Annotated in this window: 25 protein-coding genes; 5 read left to right on the top strand and 20 right to left on the bottom strand. The window is 35.8% G+C overall.

Annotated features, from left to right (window positions below; all coding sequences use genetic code 11):
- Window positions 1–245 precede the first annotated feature (245 nt).
- Window positions 246–719, top strand: coding sequence for an N-acetyltransferase (locus MHB70_RS17895; RefSeq protein ID WP_000506685.1), 474 nt, complete (start codon window positions 246–248; stop codon window positions 717–719).
- Window positions 720–752: 33 nt separating this feature from the next.
- Here the strand turns inward: MHB70_RS17895 and MHB70_RS17900 are convergent, their stop codons facing one another.
- The 3 genes from MHB70_RS17900 to MHB70_RS17910 form a co-directional block, all read right to left on the bottom strand.
- Window positions 753–1259: an RsfA family transcriptional regulator gene (locus MHB70_RS17900; RefSeq protein ID WP_000246458.1), complete on the bottom strand. Its 507-nt coding sequence runs from the start codon at window positions 1257–1259 to the stop codon at window positions 753–755.
- Between the two features lie 129 nt (window positions 1260–1388).
- Window positions 1389–1562 carry a 50S ribosomal protein L32 gene (gene rpmF / locus MHB70_RS17905; RefSeq protein ID WP_001984764.1) on the bottom strand — a complete coding sequence of 58 codons (174 nt, stop codon included), beginning with the start codon at window positions 1560–1562 and terminating at the stop codon, window positions 1389–1391.
- Between the two features lie 61 nt (window positions 1563–1623).
- Window positions 1624–2124, bottom strand: a complete 501-nt coding sequence (locus MHB70_RS17910) for a YceD family protein (RefSeq protein ID WP_000872142.1) — start codon at window positions 2122–2124, stop codon at window positions 1624–1626.
- Window positions 2125–2277: 153 nt separating this feature from the next.
- Here MHB70_RS17910 and MHB70_RS17915 point away from each other — a divergent pair, with 153 nt between their 5' ends.
- A complete protein-coding gene (locus MHB70_RS17915) occupies window positions 2278–3519 on the top strand; it encodes a nucleotidyltransferase (protein ID WP_165497424.1) in 1242 nt (413 codons plus the stop codon).
- A gap of 26 nt (window positions 3520–3545) precedes the next feature.
- On the opposite strand, the gene MHB70_RS17920 is transcribed toward MHB70_RS17915, so the two are convergent.
- Both MHB70_RS17920 and MHB70_RS17925 read right to left on the bottom strand, forming a co-directional pair.
- Window positions 3546–4571: a SepM family pheromone-processing serine protease gene (locus MHB70_RS17920; RefSeq protein ID WP_000476315.1), complete on the bottom strand. Its 1026-nt coding sequence runs from the start codon at window positions 4569–4571 to the stop codon at window positions 3546–3548.
- The gene (locus MHB70_RS17925; protein ID WP_000662585.1) at window positions 4564–5355 is read right to left on the bottom strand and encodes a patatin-like phospholipase family protein; all 792 of its coding nucleotides are present in this window, start codon (window positions 5353–5355) and stop codon (window positions 4564–4566) included. Before MHB70_RS17925 ends, MHB70_RS17920 begins: the two co-directional genes overlap by 8 nt.
- A gap of 113 nt (window positions 5356–5468) precedes the next feature.
- Here MHB70_RS17925 and ylbJ point away from each other — a divergent pair, with 113 nt between their 5' ends.
- Window positions 5469–6698, top strand: coding sequence for a sporulation integral membrane protein YlbJ (gene ylbJ / locus MHB70_RS17930; RefSeq protein ID WP_000273078.1), 1230 nt, complete (start codon window positions 5469–5471; stop codon window positions 6696–6698).
- Here the strand turns inward: ylbJ and coaD are convergent.
- On the bottom strand, window positions 6690–7181 hold the full coding sequence (gene coaD, locus MHB70_RS17935; RefSeq protein ID WP_000200597.1) for a pantetheine-phosphate adenylyltransferase: 492 nt from the start codon (window positions 7179–7181) through the stop codon (window positions 6690–6692). The two genes, ylbJ and coaD, sit on opposite strands and share 9 nt — an antisense overlap.
- Window positions 7178–7744 (bottom strand): 16S rRNA (guanine(966)-N(2))-methyltransferase RsmD, encoded by a 567-nt coding sequence (gene rsmD, locus MHB70_RS17940; RefSeq protein WP_001266984.1) that lies wholly within the window; start codon window positions 7742–7744, stop codon window positions 7178–7180. The genes coaD and rsmD overlap by 4 nt, the downstream gene beginning before the upstream one ends.
- A gap of 650 nt (window positions 7745–8394) precedes the next feature.
- Here rsmD and MHB70_RS17945 point away from each other — a divergent pair.
- A complete protein-coding gene (locus tag MHB70_RS17945) occupies window positions 8395–8784 on the top strand; it encodes a DUF7147 family protein (RefSeq protein ID WP_000616007.1) in 390 nt (129 codons plus the stop codon).
- 56 nt (window positions 8785–8840) lie between these two features.
- Here MHB70_RS17945 and MHB70_RS17950 read toward each other — a convergent pair whose 3' ends face one another.
- The 6 genes from MHB70_RS17950 to MHB70_RS17975 form a co-directional block, all read right to left on the bottom strand.
- The gene (locus tag MHB70_RS17950) at window positions 8841–9107 is read right to left on the bottom strand and encodes a YlbG family protein (RefSeq protein WP_002093356.1); all 267 of its coding nucleotides are present in this window, start codon (window positions 9105–9107) and stop codon (window positions 8841–8843) included.
- A 125-nt stretch (window positions 9108–9232) separates the two neighbouring features.
- A complete protein-coding gene (locus MHB70_RS17955; protein ID WP_000634357.1) occupies window positions 9233–9685 on the bottom strand; it encodes a YlbF family regulator in 453 nt (150 codons plus the stop codon).
- Window positions 9686–9799: 114 nt separating this feature from the next.
- Window positions 9800–10372: a histidine phosphatase family protein gene (locus tag MHB70_RS17960; protein ID WP_061529577.1), complete on the bottom strand. Its 573-nt coding sequence runs from the start codon at window positions 10370–10372 to the stop codon at window positions 9800–9802.
- Between the two features lie 77 nt (window positions 10373–10449).
- On the bottom strand, window positions 10450–10695 hold the full coding sequence (locus tag MHB70_RS17965; protein WP_001206442.1) for a YlbE-like family protein: 246 nt from the start codon (window positions 10693–10695) through the stop codon (window positions 10450–10452).
- Window positions 10696–10706: 11 nt separating this feature from the next.
- The gene (locus MHB70_RS17970; protein ID WP_001143329.1) at window positions 10707–11153 is read right to left on the bottom strand and encodes a YlbD family protein; all 447 of its coding nucleotides are present in this window, start codon (window positions 11151–11153) and stop codon (window positions 10707–10709) included.
- 111 nt (window positions 11154–11264) lie between these two features.
- Complete coding sequence (locus tag MHB70_RS17975; protein ID WP_000735382.1) at window positions 11265–12299, bottom strand: CAP domain-containing protein; 1035 nt, start codon at window positions 12297–12299, stop codon at window positions 11265–11267.
- Between the two features lie 206 nt (window positions 12300–12505).
- Between MHB70_RS17975 and MHB70_RS17980 the strand changes: the two genes are divergently transcribed.
- Complete coding sequence (locus MHB70_RS17980) at window positions 12506–12871, top strand: YugN family protein (RefSeq protein WP_001160934.1); 366 nt, start codon at window positions 12506–12508, stop codon at window positions 12869–12871.
- 46 nt (window positions 12872–12917) lie between these two features.
- Here the strand turns inward: MHB70_RS17980 and MHB70_RS17985 are convergent, their stop codons facing one another.
- The 7 genes from MHB70_RS17985 to ctaB all read right to left on the bottom strand — a co-directional run bounded on the left by MHB70_RS17985 (window position 12918) and on the right by ctaB (window position 20071).
- Window positions 12918–13916, bottom strand: a complete 999-nt coding sequence (locus tag MHB70_RS17985; protein ID WP_000535796.1) for a formamidase — start codon at window positions 13914–13916, stop codon at window positions 12918–12920.
- A 241-nt stretch (window positions 13917–14157) separates the two neighbouring features.
- The gene (gene ctaG / locus MHB70_RS17990; protein WP_061529578.1) at window positions 14158–15063 is read right to left on the bottom strand and encodes a cytochrome c oxidase assembly factor CtaG; all 906 of its coding nucleotides are present in this window, start codon (window positions 15061–15063) and stop codon (window positions 14158–14160) included.
- Window positions 15064–15149: 86 nt separating this feature from the next.
- Entirely contained in the window at window positions 15150–15482 is a 333-nt protein-coding gene (gene ctaF / locus MHB70_RS17995; protein WP_001007827.1) for a cytochrome c oxidase subunit IVB, read from the bottom strand.
- A gap of 3 nt (window positions 15483–15485) precedes the next feature.
- A complete protein-coding gene (gene ctaE, locus MHB70_RS18000) occupies window positions 15486–16109 on the bottom strand; it encodes a cytochrome c oxidase subunit III (protein WP_000557861.1) in 624 nt (207 codons plus the stop codon).
- Window positions 16109–17944, bottom strand: coding sequence for a cytochrome c oxidase subunit I (gene ctaD / locus MHB70_RS18005; protein ID WP_170957719.1), 1836 nt, complete (start codon window positions 17942–17944; stop codon window positions 16109–16111). The genes ctaE and ctaD overlap by 1 nt, the downstream gene beginning before the upstream one ends.
- 60 nt (window positions 17945–18004) lie before the next feature.
- Window positions 18005–19054 carry a cytochrome c oxidase subunit II gene (gene coxB / locus MHB70_RS18010; protein WP_000745270.1) on the bottom strand — a complete coding sequence of 350 codons (1050 nt, stop codon included), beginning with the start codon at window positions 19052–19054 and terminating at the stop codon, window positions 18005–18007.
- Window positions 19055–19147: 93 nt separating this feature from the next.
- Complete coding sequence (ctaB, locus tag MHB70_RS18015) at window positions 19148–20071, bottom strand: protoheme IX farnesyltransferase (protein ID WP_001015063.1); 924 nt, start codon at window positions 20069–20071, stop codon at window positions 19148–19150.
- Window positions 20072–20249 lie beyond the last annotated feature (178 nt).

Consider the following 20249-nt stretch of genomic DNA (forward strand, 5'->3'; position numbering starts at 1 on the left):
ATCTTTCTAATTCACATGCATACATCCTACGCTTGCACTGACTCCTAACAGATAAATGCAACCTCTTCTTTCACTATGTATATACTACCTATTAACGTGCTTCTATTCTTAGTTTAGCAAATCCTCAAAAAAATAATAAAAGAAATATACTATCTTCTTCATAAAAATAAAAAAATAAGTTATAATATTATTATAAATATTTTTACTTTTCTGGATTCAACAAGATAAGAAAAGGATGTGATGTAATGGGATTCCCAAAAGTTGAGCGCTTGCTCATCAATTATAAAACATTAGATGAATTTAAAAAATTTAAAGGTTGCGGAGCTCTAGAACTATCTATGTTGGAAGAGTTACAAGCAAACATTATTGAAAACAATAGCGAATCACCATTTTATGGTATTTATTATGGCGGATCACTAATCGCACGTATGAGTCTATATATGAAAAGGGATGGTGGCGAACCATTTGACATTACTGGCCCTTACCTAGAACTTTATAAACTTGAAGTGTTACCAACTTTTCAAAAACAAGGATTTGGACAAATGCTTGTGAATTATGCAAAACAACTACAGTTCCCAGTTAAAACGATAGCACGTATCCATTCAGCTGGTTTTTGGGATAAATTAAATTTCCAACCTGTATCAGTAACTAATGGTGATTTTTATATTTGGCATCCAGAAACAAATATGAATGCGATTACAAACGAGGAATCTGCATAAGAAATAAAAAAAACAGCTGCGTAACAGCTGTTTTTATTTCTTTAACTTCTCTAACTTTCCATTCGAACGAACACTATTTCTTTCCGCTACCATTACACTTCTTTTTTGATCGATATAATCAAGTAATGTTCTATACTCTTCCTCATATACTGATAATCGCTCTAGAAGTCGTTCTCTCTCTGTCTGTAGCGATTCAACTTGTTTTTGCAACACCATTAAAGAGTTTTCATCTTTATAATTTTGCAAGAAATCAATAACATCATTCAGTGTAATTGACGTAGGCTCTAATACCTCCGTCTCTTTCACTTCATAATTTTCTACTTTACGAAGTTGTTTCGCTTCTTCAATACGTTCTTTATATTGCTTTCTCACGTAAGAATTCCATCTAAATCCACATGCTGCTGGTGTACGAGACAAATGTCTTCCCACTTCTTTAAAGGCAGAAAGTTGCGTTCCACCTTCTTGAATATGCCGGAGTACTACTTCTGCCAGAAGCAAATCTTCATCATCAGTCCAAGCATCTTGTCTTGTTGTCGCCATCTCTCTAGTCCTCCCTATGCATTTTTTATTAAGCATATGCAGTTACTAGAAAAGATAGAATACAACAACTAAAGAATAAAACAAAAAAAATAAACGCAGAAGATATCTTCTACGTTTATTTTCCCGCAATTACTTGCTGATTACTTCTTTACCTTTGTAAGTACCGCATGCTTTACATACACGGTGAGCTAATTTCGCTTCACCACAGCTTGGGCACTCTACCATACCAGGTACTGATAATTTGAAATGCGTACGACGCTTTCTTTTTACTGTTTTAGAAGTTCTTCTAAAAGGTACAGCCATTCTTCCCACCTCCTTAAAAGAAATAATTATTTTCATATGAAGGCCTAAACCAGTCTTCCGATTATTTGTCAAAAAACTTTGCAAGTCCTGCCAATCTTGGATCAACAGCCTTTTCTTTGTTTTCTTCCGAAATCACTTGCCAGTCTTGACCTTGCATCGGTGCTCCACCAGAAACATCATCACTGAAAATTTGCATTGGAATCTCCAAAAGTATATTTTCCTTGATTACGGGCAGTAAGTCAAGTACTTCTCCTTCTAAACAATGAATTTCAGCTTCTGTTTCAAACTCTTCTTCTGAAGTTTGGAACACCTCAGTTGTTTTAATGTCAAATGGTAATGTCACATCTACTAAAGAGCGAGAACATGGTAAAACCATGCTTCCAGTTATATGTAGATGGAACGTAAACTTCCCGGAGCCAAAATCAACTCTTCCTGTTACATGAACAGGATTAATTTCACGAATATCTTTCTCGACCTCTTTTAGCTCACTTACATCTACCATCTCATCCAATGTCAATCCTTTATTTCTCAATTTATTCAATTGATGGATGGACCATTTCATATCATATCACCTCAAGGCAACAAACAAAATTATAGCTAGCCATTTTATATTTGTCAATGTTTTTTCTTTACACTATAATGAAGTCATCATAGTAAATAATATATAGAGTATCATGTTTTCCAAAAAGATGCTACATCGAAAGGAGAGATTATCATAAAAGCCAGTGGTATTGTCGTTGAATATAACCCTTTTCATAACGGTCATGATTATCATGTGCAACAAACAAAAAAGTTAACACACTCTGATATTATAATTGCCGTTATGAGTGGCCCTTTTTTGCAGCGTGGTGAGCCCGCACTCATTTCCAAATGGTATCGCACTAAAATGGCCTTAGCAAGCGGTGTAGACCTTATTGTAGAGCTTCCATACGCATTCGCAACACAAAAAGCTGAAACTTTTGCAAATGGTGCTATTTCCATCTTAAATGCCTTACGCGTTTCTGAAATTTGTTTTGGCAGTGAAGATGGACAAATCGAAAATTTTTATAATACCATCTCTGTACAAAAAAACGAAGAAGCGACTTTTAATCGTCTCGTAAAGCAATTTATGAGCGCAGGTAATAGTTACGCCAAAGCTACATCTGAAGCCTTTCTACACATTTTACCATCCAAAAAAAACATCGATATGTCACAACCAAATAACATTTTAGGCTTTCAATACATAAAAGCAATTCTGGCGCAAAATAGTTCTATGCAAGCACAAACTATAAAAAGATACGCATCTCATTATCACGATGAAACATTTAGTAACCAACATATCGCAAGTGCAACGAGTATTCGTAAACAACTCTTTAGCGAAAATGGTTCATTTACAGAAATTGAGCCTTTTATCCCGAAAGCAACCGCTTCTCTTTTAGCAACTTATAAACAAAACTTCGGGATATTACATAATTGGGAACAATACTTTTCATTTTTTAAATACAAACTTATGACGATGTCTCCAGGGGACTTACGACATATATATGAAATCGAAGAAGGTTTAGAGCATCGTATTTTATCAAAAATACAAAACAGCTCTTCCTTCCACTCATTCATGGAAGCATTAAAAACAAAACGTTATACATGGACTAGATTACAAAGAGCCTGTACACATATTTTAACAAACACGACAAAAGAAGAGATGCATATGGCAAATATAGAACAACATGCACCGTATATTCGTCTACTCGGCATGTCACAAAAAGGACAAACTTATATTTCAAAAAACAAGAAAAAAATAGAACTTCCAATCCTTACTCATACAAAAAGTTTTGACCATCCTACTTTACATATAGAGCGAAAAGCAAATTCTGTATATTTCTCTATCATGCAAGAACCATTACGGACACAACTACTAAAACAAGACGTAATACACCATCCAATTCGTTACGATGAAACAACTACAACGTTTCTATAAGAAAAACCTCTCTATTTCAGAGAGGTTTATTTTTTCTCACCCATTTTTTCCAAATACTTCAACGCATCATCCAGCGTATCCACTGGTACAACCTTCATTTTTGTTTTAATATCTTTCGCAGCCTCAAGTGCATCTTTATAGTTGGATTTCTCCGCACCTTTTTCATTTGGCGCAAAAAACACCTCAGCACCCGCATCACTAGCAGCTACCACTTTTTGCTGTATACCACCAATTGGGCCAATTTCTCCCTTTTCATTAATTGTACCTGTTCCAGCAATTTCATGTCCTTTTGTTAAATCTTCTTCCACAAGTTGATTATATATTTCTAATGTAAACATTAAGCCTGCTGATGGCCCACCTATTTCATGGGAATCAATTTTCACTTTCGGATCTACTACTAACTCTCTTTCCGTCACGATAGAGACACCTATACCTACGCGGCCATTTCCATTAGGAATTGTCTTTACATTTAAATTTTCTTTTAACTGTTTTCCGCCTCGCATGTACTCAATATTTACTGTATCTCCTTCTTTTTTCCCTGTCATATACTCAATAAATTGATCCGTCTTTTCGAATGTTTTTCCGTCGACAGCTATGATGATATCTCCAAGCTTAAGCTTCCCCTCTGACGGCATACCCTTCGCTACACCAGCAACTAATACGCCTTTATTTTCAAAAGAAACAGTACGATTCGCTTGTTTATACGCATTATAAATTGCTGCATTTTGCGAGTCTTTCATTGCATAATTTTGGCGGAATTGATATTCTTCATCACTCTCGCCCCTTTGCAATATTTCTTCCGCCTTCGAAACATGTGTATATTTATTAAATTGTGCCGCTATTAAATTCACCACATTTGCCGGCCCCATCGAAACCGTTACAAGCATAAAATCACCAGATTCTTTTGTTCCACCCTCAACTTGGACATACGGCTCTAATTTCGCAGCCATTCCTGGTTTTGTTACATAGTACGGTAAACGCACATAAACAAGTAACATCGCCAATATCACACCTATTAAGATTGCATATATAAACCGAAAACGCTTAAACATTATGTTTCTCCTTCCACTGCTCAATTAATAAATAAATATTTGAAACATGTTTTTCTGCTTCTACTTCTCCGACTCGAATAATGTCTTCAATGTTTGTAAAAGCACGTGAACTAAATTGTTCCACAGCTGGTCGCATCATTAAATCTGATGCAATTTGCCGATTCATTACAAGCTCATGCTGCATAATTTCAATACTTTGCATAATTACATCATAAATAGATGTAACCTCACCATTCACCTTAATCGGAGATACATCAACAGCAATAACAATATCGGCACCTAACTCTTTTACAACCGAAACTGGGATGCGATCAATCACTCCACCATCTACTAATAATCGTCCATTTACCTTTTCTGGCACAAACACTCCAGGGACAGATATACTAGCCCTCACCGCATCTGCAACAGGACCACTTGTAAAAACCACTTTCTCCCCCTTCAATATGTCAGTAGCCACAACAGCTGTCGGGATATCTAACTCTTCTAAATTTTTATTATATGTAAACATTTTAATCATATCTTTGACACGTTTACCAGCAATAAACCCCATTTTTGGTACCGTGAAATCTAAATAGTATTTCCTCTTAAAAACAGTCGCCAATTTATACAATCGTTCAACGTTACAGCCAGCTGCATAAAATGTACCTATTAAGGCCCCCATACTACTCCCTGCAATCATATGAATCGGGATACCCGCTTCCCTTAAAACTTTTATAACGCCAATATGAGCAAATCCTTTCGCTCCCCCAGATCCAAGCGCTAAACCAATCTTCGGTTCTTTCATTTTTCTCACCCTTTAATTTTTTTCATCCCTTTTTCATACTTATGGTCTAAATTCACCACGTATCCACGTATACTGAAATGAACGTTTTTTGGGACAAAGGGGGATTTACTTACATGTATGAAAAATGGAAAACCGCTTTCCTTACCATATCAACACTATTTTTAACCTTTTCTCTTGTACTCCACCCCCAAGCTGCTTTGCAAGCTTCCATTCGAGGGTTAAATATATGGTGGGAAGTTGTATTCCCTTCACTATTACCGTTTTTCATCATTGCGGAACTTCTAATTAGTATCGGTGTTGTAAAATTTATAGGCGTTATATTAGAACCACTCATGCGACCACTTTTTCGCGTTCCAGGAATAGGTGGATTTGTTTGGGCAATGGGCATGGCCTCAGGGTTCCCTGCTGGCGCCAAATTAAGCGCTAGACTGCGAAAAAGCGATCAAATAACACAAATTGAAGCCGAGCGCCTCGTATCTTTCACAAACTCTTCTAATCCACTTTTTATTTTTGGAGCTGTTTCTATCGGTTTTTTCAATAATCCGAAATTAGGAATCGTACTAGCTGCTGCACATTATTTAAGCAACTTTGCCGTCGGATTAATAATGCGTTTTTACGGGCATAACACATCTTACACAAATGATAAACAAACTACTAAAAAACGTCCTTTTCAAAACCCTTTTTCAATCCTTCACCAAACACGCTTGCAAGAAAAAAGACCAATAGGAAAATTACTTGGGGACGCTATCGTTTCTTCCATTCAAACATTACTTATGATTGGCGGATTTATTATTTTATTTTCTGTGTTAAACAAAATGATTACTGTATTCCATATTACAGCAACTCTTTCTTTTATTATGCAACATATTTTATCATTCTTCCAACTAAGTACTGATTTTAGTATTCCGATATTATCAGGTATTTTTGAAATGACACTCGGAAGCCAAATGATTAGTCAAATAAATGAAACACCCCTTCTGCAACAAGCGATGGTAACAAGCTTCATTTTAGCATTTAGCGGCCTTTCAATTCAGGCACAAGTTGCTAGCATACTAGCTGAAACGGATATCCGATTTAAGCCATATTTTTTCGCACGACTTATCCAAAGTATTCTTGCTCCTATTTTTACGTTTATATTTTGGAAACCTTTTTATGAGAAAGTAAGTTCTTTCTCACCTATGGAAAAAGATATTCCCGTATTTTTATCCAATCATTCTTCTACACTACTTGAAATTTGGACATCTTTTGTACACTACGGACCGATTTTCACATTATTTTGTTTATACTTATATGTTATCTTATTGTTTTTACGCATGAATAAAGAAAAACCCCGTTCACTTTAACGGGGTTTGAAACTTTTCTTTTAAAGCACGCTCTACAATAGGAGGCACAAGATCTACTACACTTCCTCCATACCTCGCAACTTCTTTCACAATACTCGAACTTAAAAATGAATATTGGTTGTTTGTCATTATAAAAAAGGTTTCAATATTTTCATCTAATTTTCGATTCATAGAAGTAATTTGCATCTCATATTCAAAGTCAGAAACCGCTCGTAAACCACGTAAAATTGCATTTGCATTACGCATTTTTGCATACTCCACTAATAGCCCGCTATGCGAATCCACTTTTACATTTGGGATATCCTTTGTTGCTTCTCGAATTAAATCTAGACGTTCTTCAACTGAAAAGAATGGTTTTTTTGATGAATTGTTTAAAACAACTACGTACACTTCATCAAACACTTTTGCTCCCCTTTTAATAATATCAAGATGCCCAAGGGTAATTGGATCAAAACTCCCTGAAGAAATAGCTATACTTGTCATTCTGTCTCCTCACCTTCATACTTATAAATCGATATTGCTGTAATCCCATAATTTTCAGCTCTTACTTTTACAAGATTCCCTATAGAATCAGGTAAAACAACATCATTACCATGCTCTGACATAATTAATCCATCTCTATGTAGCAATCCATGTTGATCCATCACACTAATCAAAGATACAATTTTTTGATCTTTGTATGGAGGATCTATTAGTATAAGATCGAATGACATTTCACGCTTTATGAGCGCTTTCACCGCACGCTCTGCATCATTTCGATACACTTCAGCTTGTTCATGTATTCTACAACTTTCTAAATTTTGATGAATGACTTTTATCGCTTTACTATCTCGATCAACAAAAATCGCTTTTTCAATCCCTCTACTTATAGCCTCAATTCCAAGGCCACCACTACCCCCAAATAAATCAAGAGCGGTACCACCATCAAAATAAGGGCCTATCATATTAAAAATAGATTCTTTTACTTTATCCGTCGTTGGACGTGTTGTATTGCCGGGAACCGCTTTAAGTGGGTGCCCTTTACATTTTCCTGAAACTACTCTCATCTGTTGTCACTACCTTTATTTCAATCTATCGAGCGCTTATAAAATAATTTCCCACTTCAGTAACCGCTGCAAAACTATATGTAACTTTCACCTATCCATAAGAAACTTTCTCTAAAAATAACCGCTCGTCATTTTTTATGTATTTATCTCGCCATTCGCTAACACAAACCCATTATGTACATTAATTCCACTTTCCCCCGCATTAACGGGCAGTAAAATTCCCAACTCAAAATTCGGTTAGAACAAAAAGTGAGGTGGGAAATTAACTGCCCGTAAACGCCCGATTAGTGAAGGCTAATAATCAGCGGGGATGCCCCCACTGATTAAAGTTTCACTTTATCTTTTTTTATCCTATCATAAAATAAAAAAAAGAAAAATAAAAAGCCAAACATAAAATTTAAATTCATTATGTATATCTTCATTTAGATTGGACATAAATAATTATAACAACATCACCTTCGATGTTGTTGCCAACCGCGGAGAAGACTTACGTTTCCCCATAAGTTCTTCCTCCGGTTTCTCCTCTCCCTTTGCCTTCTTACTAGTACATACTAGTATAAGAAGGGCCCTGCTTTGCAGGGTTTTTTTTCTTTGTCTACTTTTCATTTAAAAAGTGAGATGGTACAGTAAAAGAAAGAGGAGGAAAAAATATGATTCAACGCTTTATAGAACTTGGAGAAGGCTACTCTGATTTATATGAATTACTTGAAATTGCCAAAGCAAACCAAGAACGTATAACACATATGTTACAATTTGAAACAATTAAAAACGAAAAGAAAGTATGCTCGCTTGTTGTAATATTAAAACCGACCACTACTGGTGATTTCCAGCCATTATACATATGTCGTGAAGGTATTCCTATGCCTGAAAATAAAAAAAGTAAACGTGTCATTTTATTTGAAGAAATGGCAGAAAAACTAGGAAAAAAAGTGACCACATTTACTGTAAAACCGTCCACAACTTTCCCAGAAAAAGAACTATTTTTCAATCATCTAATTGGTATTTTACGAATGAATAATTTCATTCCTCCAATGAAATAACACTTTATTTAAAGTAAAAAAATCCCACGCTAAACGTAGCAGGGGATTTTTTTACTTTAACTATAATCGTATTCTTTTGCCCGATCAGGACGGGAATTTTCAAATTCCGTTTTTAAAAACGGACGGTACGACTGTTCTATCTTTTTCACAAAAGGAAGTTTATTCAACTTATGCATCATATGCTCAATTTGTTCCATATCACAATATACAACGGCATATTTTAATCGTTTTGATATGTAATGTATGTTACCATATTTTCTTAAAATCTTGGCATGTTTCAATGAATGTAAATAAACAATCATACTTTGTCGTTGCCCGAACATAATCTTCTCCATCTTCTCCTTTTAAAAACTTATATTTTATATTTTTGAAAACTAACCAGAAATTTATGACATAATGAAACAAACTCTGTATACGTTTTCTTACATCTTCTAAAAAACGGGGTACATCACCCCGTTTTTTTACAACCGCAACCTCCGCCAGTACCGCAACCTCCGCCACAGCCACCAGCATCGAAAAATGGATTTCCTGTTGGAACTTTAATAGAAGAGGATACCTCAGAACCAATTGCTACACTAACTTCATCTAATAACTTTTGTAAAGCAGTTTCTGCTCGTTTAAAGGTTGCAATCTTATCATGCAAGTCTACAGAACGCTTTAATTCCCTCATTTTTGTTGACACGATAGTATAGTCAGGATGGTATTTCCCAAAACGCTGCACTTCCTCATATCGTTCCTTCATCGCTGTAAATTGCTGAATTAATGTCTGAACTTCCACATCCTCATGCAATTCTTTATAACACTTACGATAATCTTCTGCTATATCTGAACAGATGATCGCTTTTGCAAGCTGCTCTGCCTTATCTAATATTAATACGCTTTCTAGCGTCGCTACAATCATGAGAGACACCTCCGAGTATTCATCATACCACATTTAGAATAGAACTACTAATTGAAGTGACTCACTTAAAAGAAAGATATGACTCTAACTATTTTCAAACAATCTCAGATACGCTTATACATTAATATGTTCCGCAATATTATATTTAAGAACATCCCATTCTCCGCCGTTTTCTTTCACATAACTAATACATGCATTTTTTAACGGGGTCTTAAACGTAATTTCATCTGGTGCAATTGCATGTAAAATAGCTTTTATCGCATGTGAATGAGCAACAATAATAATACGTTTACCAGAATGAGTTACTGCAACATCTTCTAAAGCAGCAAAGCAACGAGCTACAATTTCTTTATCTAACTCCATACCTTCTACTTTACCCTCCGCAATTAACTCTCTAACAGTCGCAACCGGCTTCCCTGAAGCTTCTCCAAAATTCCGTTCAACAAATCGTTCATCTAATAAAATGGATTGTAATCCAACTGCCTCTGCGATTGCCTTAGCCGTTTCTTGTGCTCTAATTAACGGACTACTTATAATAATATCCCACGATTCTACTTGCAAAGCAGCCGCACTTTGACTCGCTTGCTTTTTCCCAACTTCATTAAGTGGAATATCTTCACGCCCCTGAATAATCTCTTGAAAATTCCAATCAGTTTGTCCATGTCGTACTAAACAAATTTCCGTCATGCTGCAACTCCTTTTTTAAATAATCCGCTTCTATTGTAACAAAAGTTCTGCATGACGGACATAGTTTTCCCTTCCAATTATGTCGTATTTTGCTGCTTCATATACTGAAACATATCAATCATGATCGAAGCAACCGCCAATTGATTTTGAAATTTTTCTACTTTATCTGGTATCGTTTTTTTGAAATGTTGCATAGCAGCCAGCTCAAAAGCTTCTTTTTCTTCAGGATTTCGGGTTAACTTCCTATACCAGTATGGCTGCTCCCTAATATAACGCGATAAGTCCTCATCAGCCTTTATAAACTCCATAAGTTCTTCTCTCATCATCTTTCCCCCTAATCCTTTTGAAAGAAAAATGGATTATTTTCTTTGGAAGTACTTTGTTCTTGTTGCGTGCGACTTCCTTGAAACTGTTGAATAACTTGTTGCACACTCCCGATAGCACTCGTCACATTAGCTAAATGATGCTGCATTTGTTCCACATCTAGCTTTTTAAAAAAAGAAAGCATTTGTCCCATCACATCAGCAGTTTTTTCCTCTTCAGTTCGATTGTCTTTTTCCTTCTCTTTTTTATTTTCTTTTACTGAAGAAAAGGCAGGCGCTCCATCAGGTCTATAAGTTGCCCATATTGGATCTTCCTCACCAAGTAAGTACCATTCTTCATAAAATTGCTGCCAAGTTTTTTGACCACTTCTAACGTCATGAACCATTTTAGGGTGATGGTTTACAAATTCTTTAAACTGTTGAACCGATGGATGTAACGGTCCTTTTGTTGTTGGCATAATCCTCACCTCTTCATGTATATCTACTTATATTGTAAGAAAAAAAAGGCGCATGGTTCGCCTATTTTTAGACGATTCATGCACCTTTTTTACACTACTTAAAGTTTCACTTTATTTTCGAATAAAGTTTTGCGTATAAAATTTATCATATACCCCAACACCTAATCCGGTAAATTGTTCATTAAATAAATTTTTTCTATGCCCCTCACTATTTAACCAACCTTGTACCGCCGCAATTCCATCACTATGTTGTGCCGCTATATTCTCACCAGCAAGCTGAAACCCTACTCGTCCTCGTTGTAAACGATCTCCTAACGTACCTAATGTAGGTGAATCATGTGAAAAGTAATTATTGTCTTTCATATCTTTGCTATGTCCAATAGCAACATCTGCTGTTTGTTGATCCCACGTTAACAATGGTAGTTCATGACGACTTCGAATAATATTTGTTAAATCAAAAATTTGTTGCATATTCCCATTCTCTACTTGTTTCATCTTTTCTGGTGTTAATGGTTGTTCTGCTATTAATTCACCTGAATAAACAAGCTGATACGGTCTTTGGCGCAATAACGTTTCATCATCCATATAACGAACACCAACGAGTTCATGTGTGAAATGATCAAAATATAATTGTGCCCATCCATCTTCTACAGGTACTAACGGCTGTTCCATTACTTCCGTATCAGATAACTCAAATTGATAACTATTCTTCCCTCTTTTTAATGAAATCTCATGCGAGAGCGGATTCTTTTTGTATACATCTTCATATTTTTCATTTATATAATAAGGCGGTACCTTAACTTGTTCACCAGCAACATACGCTGTTACAATTTTACGTTCAGCAACTCCAAATTGAACGTACTGATTTAAATCTTGATTGTACACCCACCATTCATAACCGTAAGCAGATGGCTCTATTCGAGCTGGTTCTCCCCACTTTGCCAATAGATTTTCAGAATCTCCACCAATCATATTTAAAACAGTGTCTGAGGAGTCCTCATCGACTTGTTTTTTCTTTTTCACAATTTTATTTTCTTGTTTTGATTGAGATGGGGTTAATATATATTGTGAAACGAGTAATTTCCCGTATAAATCAACAGCTAAAATTAAAAATGTAATCATTACGATACGCAATAATTTCTTCAAACGATATACCTCCTGCACAAAACATAAAATTGAGATATACACAAATCCTTTTATTTCCTTTTTTGTGTGTACCGTACTCTTTTCACTATATCATATTTTCACAAAAAAAGTCTGGATTATCCCTTTTCTCTCAATATGAATTGCACTTTCTTATTATTCATACTATTATAAAAATAATGATGTAACATTAAAAAAGGAGGTATTATATGCAATTTACAAATACGAAATTTAATGGGGCCGTCGTTGATTTATCCCTTTTAACTGAGATTATGGAAAAGAACCATTTTGTACTAGCTGGACAGTGGGATTACGAAAGAGTTACATACGATTATAAATTTGAAATATTAAAGGATATTTATTACTTACGAGTGCGCGGAGTTGCTGTTGAAGGCGACATTGGCAGCAGACACGCTGAAGTAAAACTACTCCCTCCCTTATTAGGAAAACATTATTATCCTCACGGTGTTGAATATGGTGATGATGAGACTTTCCCAACAAATGTACTCCAAAAAAGCGAACAACTCCTACAAAATGTCGAAAAAGAGTTAAAAGCATTTCAAATTATTGAGTAAACCGAACAAGCGCATCAATATGATGCGCTTGTTCTATTTATCTTCCTTAAGAATGAATCGTCTTTTTAACTGGATACCCATAAATGGATCCATCTTTCACTTTAATCTCATCTTCCCAGGGAACTTTATACTTACCTTCAGCTAAATCTTTTACAAACGTATACGGGTTCTCTTTCACTCCACCAGGAGTCGCTACATATCCCCTTGAGCCTAAATTATATATATTATTTTCGAGCCCCCATCCTAATCTAGCCTGATCTGCTAGCTCTGGATATACTTCGGCAGTAACAATCTCCCAAGGGTTTCGGTGCCCCTGCACTAAAGTAGTCCCATCAAAATTACATACTTGTCCTTCACCAAAGTAATAAAATACACCATCATAACCCGCTAAGTTCACTGACAATGTATACATTAAATTTTGCCATGCATTTGAACGATTGGTTAACATCCATTGTTCACTAACTTGTGTGCTATATCCAGAAATACGGATCAAGACATTCGCGCCTTTATAGGCTGCTTCACGGGCTACTTCAGGGAACATGCCATCATGACAAATACAAACAGCTAATTTACTCCCTCCAGGTCCATCACAAACAGGTAAGCCTAAATCTCCAGCTTTCCAAGGCTCGACCGGCACCCAAGGATTTAACTTACGATACTTCAAAATCATTTCACCCTGTGGATCAATAATAATCGCTGTATTATAAGGTTCTCCACCATCAGGATTTCTTTCCATTATAGAAAAAACACCATACACTTCAGATTCTTTACATGCCTCAGCAAATAAGTCTGTTTCTGGCCCAGGCACTGTACATAAAAACTCTTCTGTAGTCCATTTTTTTGTATTGAGCCCTTGTGTACTATATTCGGGAAATACTATTAATTCTAATCCAGGATAACCTGATTTAGTTGAATGAATTGTTTTTATGATTTGTTTAATTTGTTTATCAATGTCTGCACGTGACTCTACTACCGGTACTGGATATTGAATTAACGCTGTTAAAAAACCACTAATCGGCTTTACCATACTTCCGCTACTACCCATTTAAATTCCCCCTTAAAATAGTTCGTGTTTATTAAAGATAACAATATAAATTTGTAACTCTCTAAAAAACTTGCACTACATATGGAATTATTACGCATGAAAGCTAGTAGTAAATTTTATATCCACTTTTAGTACACGCCAACACTAACTTAACACAAAAAGATTGAAAATTCAATCTTTTATAAATACCTAAAGCTAAAACTAAAAAAAAGAAAAAGCATATGGAATCCCATACACTTTTTTACTTAGTCTGTAAATATGGCGGCAATTGTTGCAACTGCTCCTTATCCTTTTCGCGTTCTCTACGCGCCCATTTAAAGAATACATAGCCGATAATCGTACCGTACACTATTTCCTGGACAATTTTCATAATGATACCGCCCGTTTGTTGGTCTTGTACTACTGGCATCCAGTGCAAAAATTCTGGTCCAGTTATATTTAATTCTGATAAAGTTCCCGCAGGTACGCATAGTTCCATCGCTTTCATCCAAGCAGCTGAATCCGTATACGTTGCAAATAACGGTGCAGTTGCAAAAATTATTAATGCACAAGCTGGCGTTAATAATATACCGTTAGCAAACATATAACCAAGTTTCTTTATATCACTTAACGTTTGATATTCTGGTAACGGATTTAACATCGGCCACCACATCATGATTGCCGCAAAAAATAATATAGCGAGGCAAATCGGATGGGCAATTTGACTTTGTTTTACTGCATCAAAAACAACTGGCAAATGATAAAAAGAAAACAGTCCATTAAATACAAACAATGCAATAAGCGGTTTAGCAAAAATTTTCAACACAATCTGAACTAGCTTAAAAGAAGTAATATAACGATATAACCAAACTGGTATACCAAATAATAATAAAGGCGGAACTGCAATATACATGACTGCCATTTCAAACATATGTGCACTAAATATAATATGGCCAATTAAATCAATAGGTCCACCCTTTACAAAATACAAAAGAACAATTCCAGACGTAAAATAAAAAATTTGCTTTTTACTTACCTTCGTCGCATTTTCAAATCGAGTTCTATATGGTCCAATAATTAAGAAGTATCCAATAAGAATCGAAAGCATAAATAATAAAAAGAATGGACTCCATAAAGCTTGAAAGCCAAATATCCATAAGTTACTCATTGTCACCCCCACCTTCCTAATGGTTATCCTTCCACATAATGTGAAGAGGGGGCTGTGACAACACAAGCCCCCTTATTCTTCACTTTTCAAATCCACACGATTGTCATAAAAGCTAAAATTGTAATTAATCCTATTAACAGGCCAGAATACAGAAAGAAACTTGCAGCCTCATGCCCTTTATGGCTCATATGCATAAAATAATACAATTGAAAAATCACTTGCACCACTGCTAATAGTAAAATAAACGGAACAGAGAAGGTTGGACTAAAAGTTTTTGGATATGCTACCGCTACAAATGCAACTAATGTCAGGAAAATCATTAGCGCAAACGTAATAACTTGGTGCTTCATCTCCTCTGCACTTTTTCTCTTCCGATAAACAAGATCCACCTTAGGATTATTTGTTTGTCTTATCGCCATTGTTTATCCCACCATTCCCATTAAATATACTACAGTGAAAATAAACACCCAAACTACGTCAATAAAGTGCCAATAAATTGATGCAACATAAAACTTTGGTGCGTTGTATAAATTTAAACCACGCTTCGCATTTCTAAAAATTAATGTTAAAATCCAACACAATCCAAACAATACGTGAAGTCCATGTGTACCAACAAGAGCATAAAATGCAGAGCCAAATGCACTACTTCTCATAGTATGCTTAAATTCATGTGTATAATGATAAAACTCATATATTTCAAATCCCAAAAACCCTAAGCCAAGCAACACTGTTACAAGTAGCCAAAGTTGCATTTTCTTAAAATTAAAGTTTTTCATATGGTACATCGCATATACACTCGTTAAACTACTCGTTAATAAAAGCATCGTCATAATGAAAACGAGCGGCATTTGAAACATCTCTTGAGATGTTGGTCCACCATTTGTAGAGTTTTTTAATGCTAAATATGTGCCAAACAAGGAAGCGAACAATACTGTTTCGCCTCCAAGAAATAACCAAAAACCGACAAACTTATTTTTCCCCTCAAGGGTTGCTTTTTCAGGCTCTGCTGGAAATGTTTCATTCGTTAATTTTTCATCTACATGCATTATGCCTTGCCCCCCTTATCCTCTAAATCTTCCTTATGAATATGATATCCATGATCATCGACTACTGAACGAAGGAACATTGCGCCAAATGTAATGATTAAACCAATAATTGCTACTAATAACCAGAACTTATCTTTTCCACCTTGCATATACATTGCACCGAATGCCGCTATGAATAAGCCTAGAGAAATGATAAATGGTGAAAATGAAGCATTTGGCATATGAATATCACCAACTGGTTCCGCCGCCGTCATCTCTTTATTACCTTCACGTTTTTCAATCCAAAACGGATCTAACCCGCGAACAAATGGTAATTGTTTGAAATTATATTCCGGTGTAGGTGCTGGCATTGTCCATTCTAGTGTACGTCCATCCCATGGATCACGACCAGCCTTCTCTTTTGATACAGTTGTTTTTATTACATTGAATAGAAGAACAATCGTTCCAAGAGCCATAAACACAGCTCCAATAGAACTAATCATATTCCCCATTTCCAATCCTTGCCCCTCAAGATATGTGTAGTAACGACGTGGCATACCAATCAATCCAAGGAAATGCTGAATAAAGAATGTTAAATGGAAACCGATAAAGAATAACCAAAATGTTATCTTACCTAATGTTTCATTTAATATTTTATTAAACATCAGTGGCCAATAATAATGAGCCCCTGCAAGTAAACCAAATACAACACCACCGACGATTACATAATGAAAGTGCGCTACTACGAAATAGTTATCATGAAATTGATAATCAGCTGGTGCAGATGCAAGCATAACGCCTGTAACTCCACCCATTACGAATGATGGAATAAAAGCTACCGCCCACATCATCGGTGTTGTAAAACGAATACTTCCGCCCCACATTGTAAAGAGCCAGTTAAATATTTTAATACCTGTCGGAACCGCAATTGCCATTGTCGCAACTGAGAAAATAGCATTTGCAACTGGACCAAGGCCAACAGTAAACATGTGATGCGCCCATACCATGAATCCTAAAAATCCAATTAATACTGTCGCAAACACCATCGATGAATAACCAAATAATCGTTTTTTCGAAAATGTCGCGAAGATTTCTGAGAATATTCCGAAAGCTGGGAGTATAAGAATGTATACTTCCGGATGACCGAAAATCCAGAATAAATGCTCCCATATAATTGTGTTCCCACCTAATGCTGGATTAAAGAAACTTGTTCCAAATAAACGATCTAACATTAAAAGTCCTAATCCTACAGTTAACGGCGGAAAAGCAAATAATATAAGTGAAGATGTTACAAACGTTGTCCATGTAAACATCGGCATACGCATATACGTCATTCCTGGCGCACGCATATTAATGATTGTAACAAGGAAGTTAATACCTCCAATTAATGTACCAATACCTGAAATTTGCAAGCCGAGTACATAAAAATCAACACCATGGCCTTTAGAAGCTAAAGCTAATGATGCATAAGATGTCCATCCTGCATCAGGTGCTCCACCTAAAAACCAACTTAAATTTAAAAATACTCCACCAAAGAAAAATAACCAAAATCCGAGTGAATTCAAAAACGGGAACGCTACATCACGCGCACCAATTTGAAGTGGCACGGCGGCGTTCATAAATGCAAACACGAGTGGCATAGCTGCGAGGAAAATCATTGTTGTACCGTGCATCGTTAATACTTGATTATAAGCATCCCCAACAAGAAAAGCGTTGTTAGGAATCGCTAATTGAAGGCGAATAAATAGTGCTTCTATTCCGCCTATTATAAAAAACAATCCACCTGCAATTAAATAGAGAATGGCAATCTTTTTATGGTCTACTGTCGTTAAATAATCCCATATGACAGCACCCATCCCCTGTTTTTTTGCTACAGAGCTCACGTTTTCAACCTCCCCTTCGCGAATAATCCCTCTTTACTTTTCAATCTTTAACGTTTGTAAGTATGCATTTAATGCATCAATTTGATCATCCGTTAAGTTGCCATATTTACCAGTCATTTTATTTCCTGGCTTCATATTTTCAGGATCTTTCAGCCATTTTTTTAAGTTTTCTTCATTATTTTCGGCAATACCAGCAACCGTATCACGATCAGCAAAGTTCGCTAAGTTTGGTGCGATACGAGCGGAAGGTGGTCTACTATCATTAGATCCAACTGCATGACAACCAATACAGCTTTTATTAAATATTTCTTGGCCCTCTTGCGCCTTTGTTGAAGCTACTTCTTTTTTCCCATCAATCTTCTTCATATCAGCAAGCCATTTTTTGTACTCGCTTTCATCTAAAGCTTTCACTTTAAATTGCATTAAAGAATGTGACGGGCCGCAAAACTCTGTACAAAAACCATTATAAGTGCCCGATTTATCTGCCTTTAACCACATTTTGTTTACATTGTCTGTATTTGTATCCATTTTACCAGCTAAAGATGGAACCCAGAATGAATGTTTAATATCGGCACCCTTCAAATTCAAATACACTTTCTTACCTGTGGGGATAACTAAATCTTGAGAAGTTACTATTTTTTCTGATTTATAAGAAAATTCCCACCAATAAAGATTCGCTGTTACATCAACAACGATCGTATCTTTATCAATATTCTTTTTCTCCATCGCACTTACATCAGCAAGTTTGAATGTATATGTAACCGTCGGAACAGCTAAGATTAGTAAAAGAATAATCGGAATAACTGTCCATATAATTTCTAGTTTGTGATTCCCTTCAACTTGTTCTGGAATATAATCTTCCTGACCTTTCTTTTGTCGGAAACGCACAATTACATACAAGAAAATAATAGTAACTACTAGTACTACTCCTACCATGATCGCACTCGCTAGTAAGAGCAGATCATATTGCATTTTTGCTACTTCTCCTTGCGGAATTAAAGTAGATTGAAAGGCTTTACCGCATCCCCCTAACAGTAAAGCCAGCAGTGAAACGAACGAAAGCAGTCGCCACTGTTTCTTCATACAAACAACCCCCACTTTCCTTGTGAATTAGATTGTACTTTATAGTTAAGTAAAGTAAATCTCAACGTAAAGAAATCCAATTATGTCGTTGTCTTAGAAGAATGTAACTACAATCATTGATACAAATAAGATTGTTAAATAATTTAGGGAATAAACAAACATTTGTACGGACCATTTGATGTCATCCTTCTTACGGAAGCCATAAAATCCTAAAACGATCCATCCGATGTTAAGCAATGTTGCAAGTACCATAAATGTTATCCCAAGTCCACTCATATAAAATGGTAGTGGTAATAAACATACTGTCCAAATCATAATTTGGCGTTTCGTAATTTCAAATCCATGAACTACAGGAAGCATTGGAATTCCTGCATTTCGATATTCATCAACACGTTTCATCGCTAACGCAAGGAAATGTGGGATTTGCCAAATAAACATAATTAAAAATAACATCCAAGCAATTGGATGGCCTAAAGATGGATCAATTGCTGCCCATCCAATTAAAGGTGGAACTGCTCCAGAAATACTACCTACAACAGTATTTAGCGTATACTTTCTCTTTGTCCATAAAGTATATAAGACAACATATGTGAAGGCACCAATAAATCCCATTAATACTGCCATCGGTGTTGTTAATAATAAGAATACAAATCCAAGTAGTAATATAACTAGTCCAAATGTAAGTGCAAAACCTGGTTTATACTTTCCTGTAACCGTTGGACGGGTTTTTGTTCTTTCCATTAACGGATCGATGTCTCGATCAATGTAGTTATTTAAACAACATACCCCTGCCATAATTAATCCGGAACCAACGATTGTAAAAAATAGCTTATCCAGATTGTCCATCACACTTAATCCATTAAAGTGTAACGCCAACCAAAATCCTGTAAATACAGTAAGTGTATTTGAGTTTACAATCCCCATTTTAACGAGCGCTGATAAATCTTGTAACCGAGTTGTTTCGGGTACACTTGTTACAGCTGACTCATCATGCAGCTCACTTGTTGCATGGTTCATCACTTTAACCCCCTCTTAAAACTTTCATCTTTCTTTTTGCGCCTATTTCGAATGAAATAATTCGCTTCTATATAGCAATATTATTACAGTAGAAATATTGTTAACCCATTCTACTACTAATCTACGCCCATACTCCAATATATTAAATCATATTTCCCGAACATTTTGTGAAGAAAAC

This window comes from Bacillus sp. FSL M7-1020, assembly GCF_038050415.1.
Taxonomy (GTDB): domain Bacteria; phylum Bacillota; class Bacilli; order Bacillales; family Bacillaceae_G; genus Bacillus_A; species Bacillus_A toyonensis.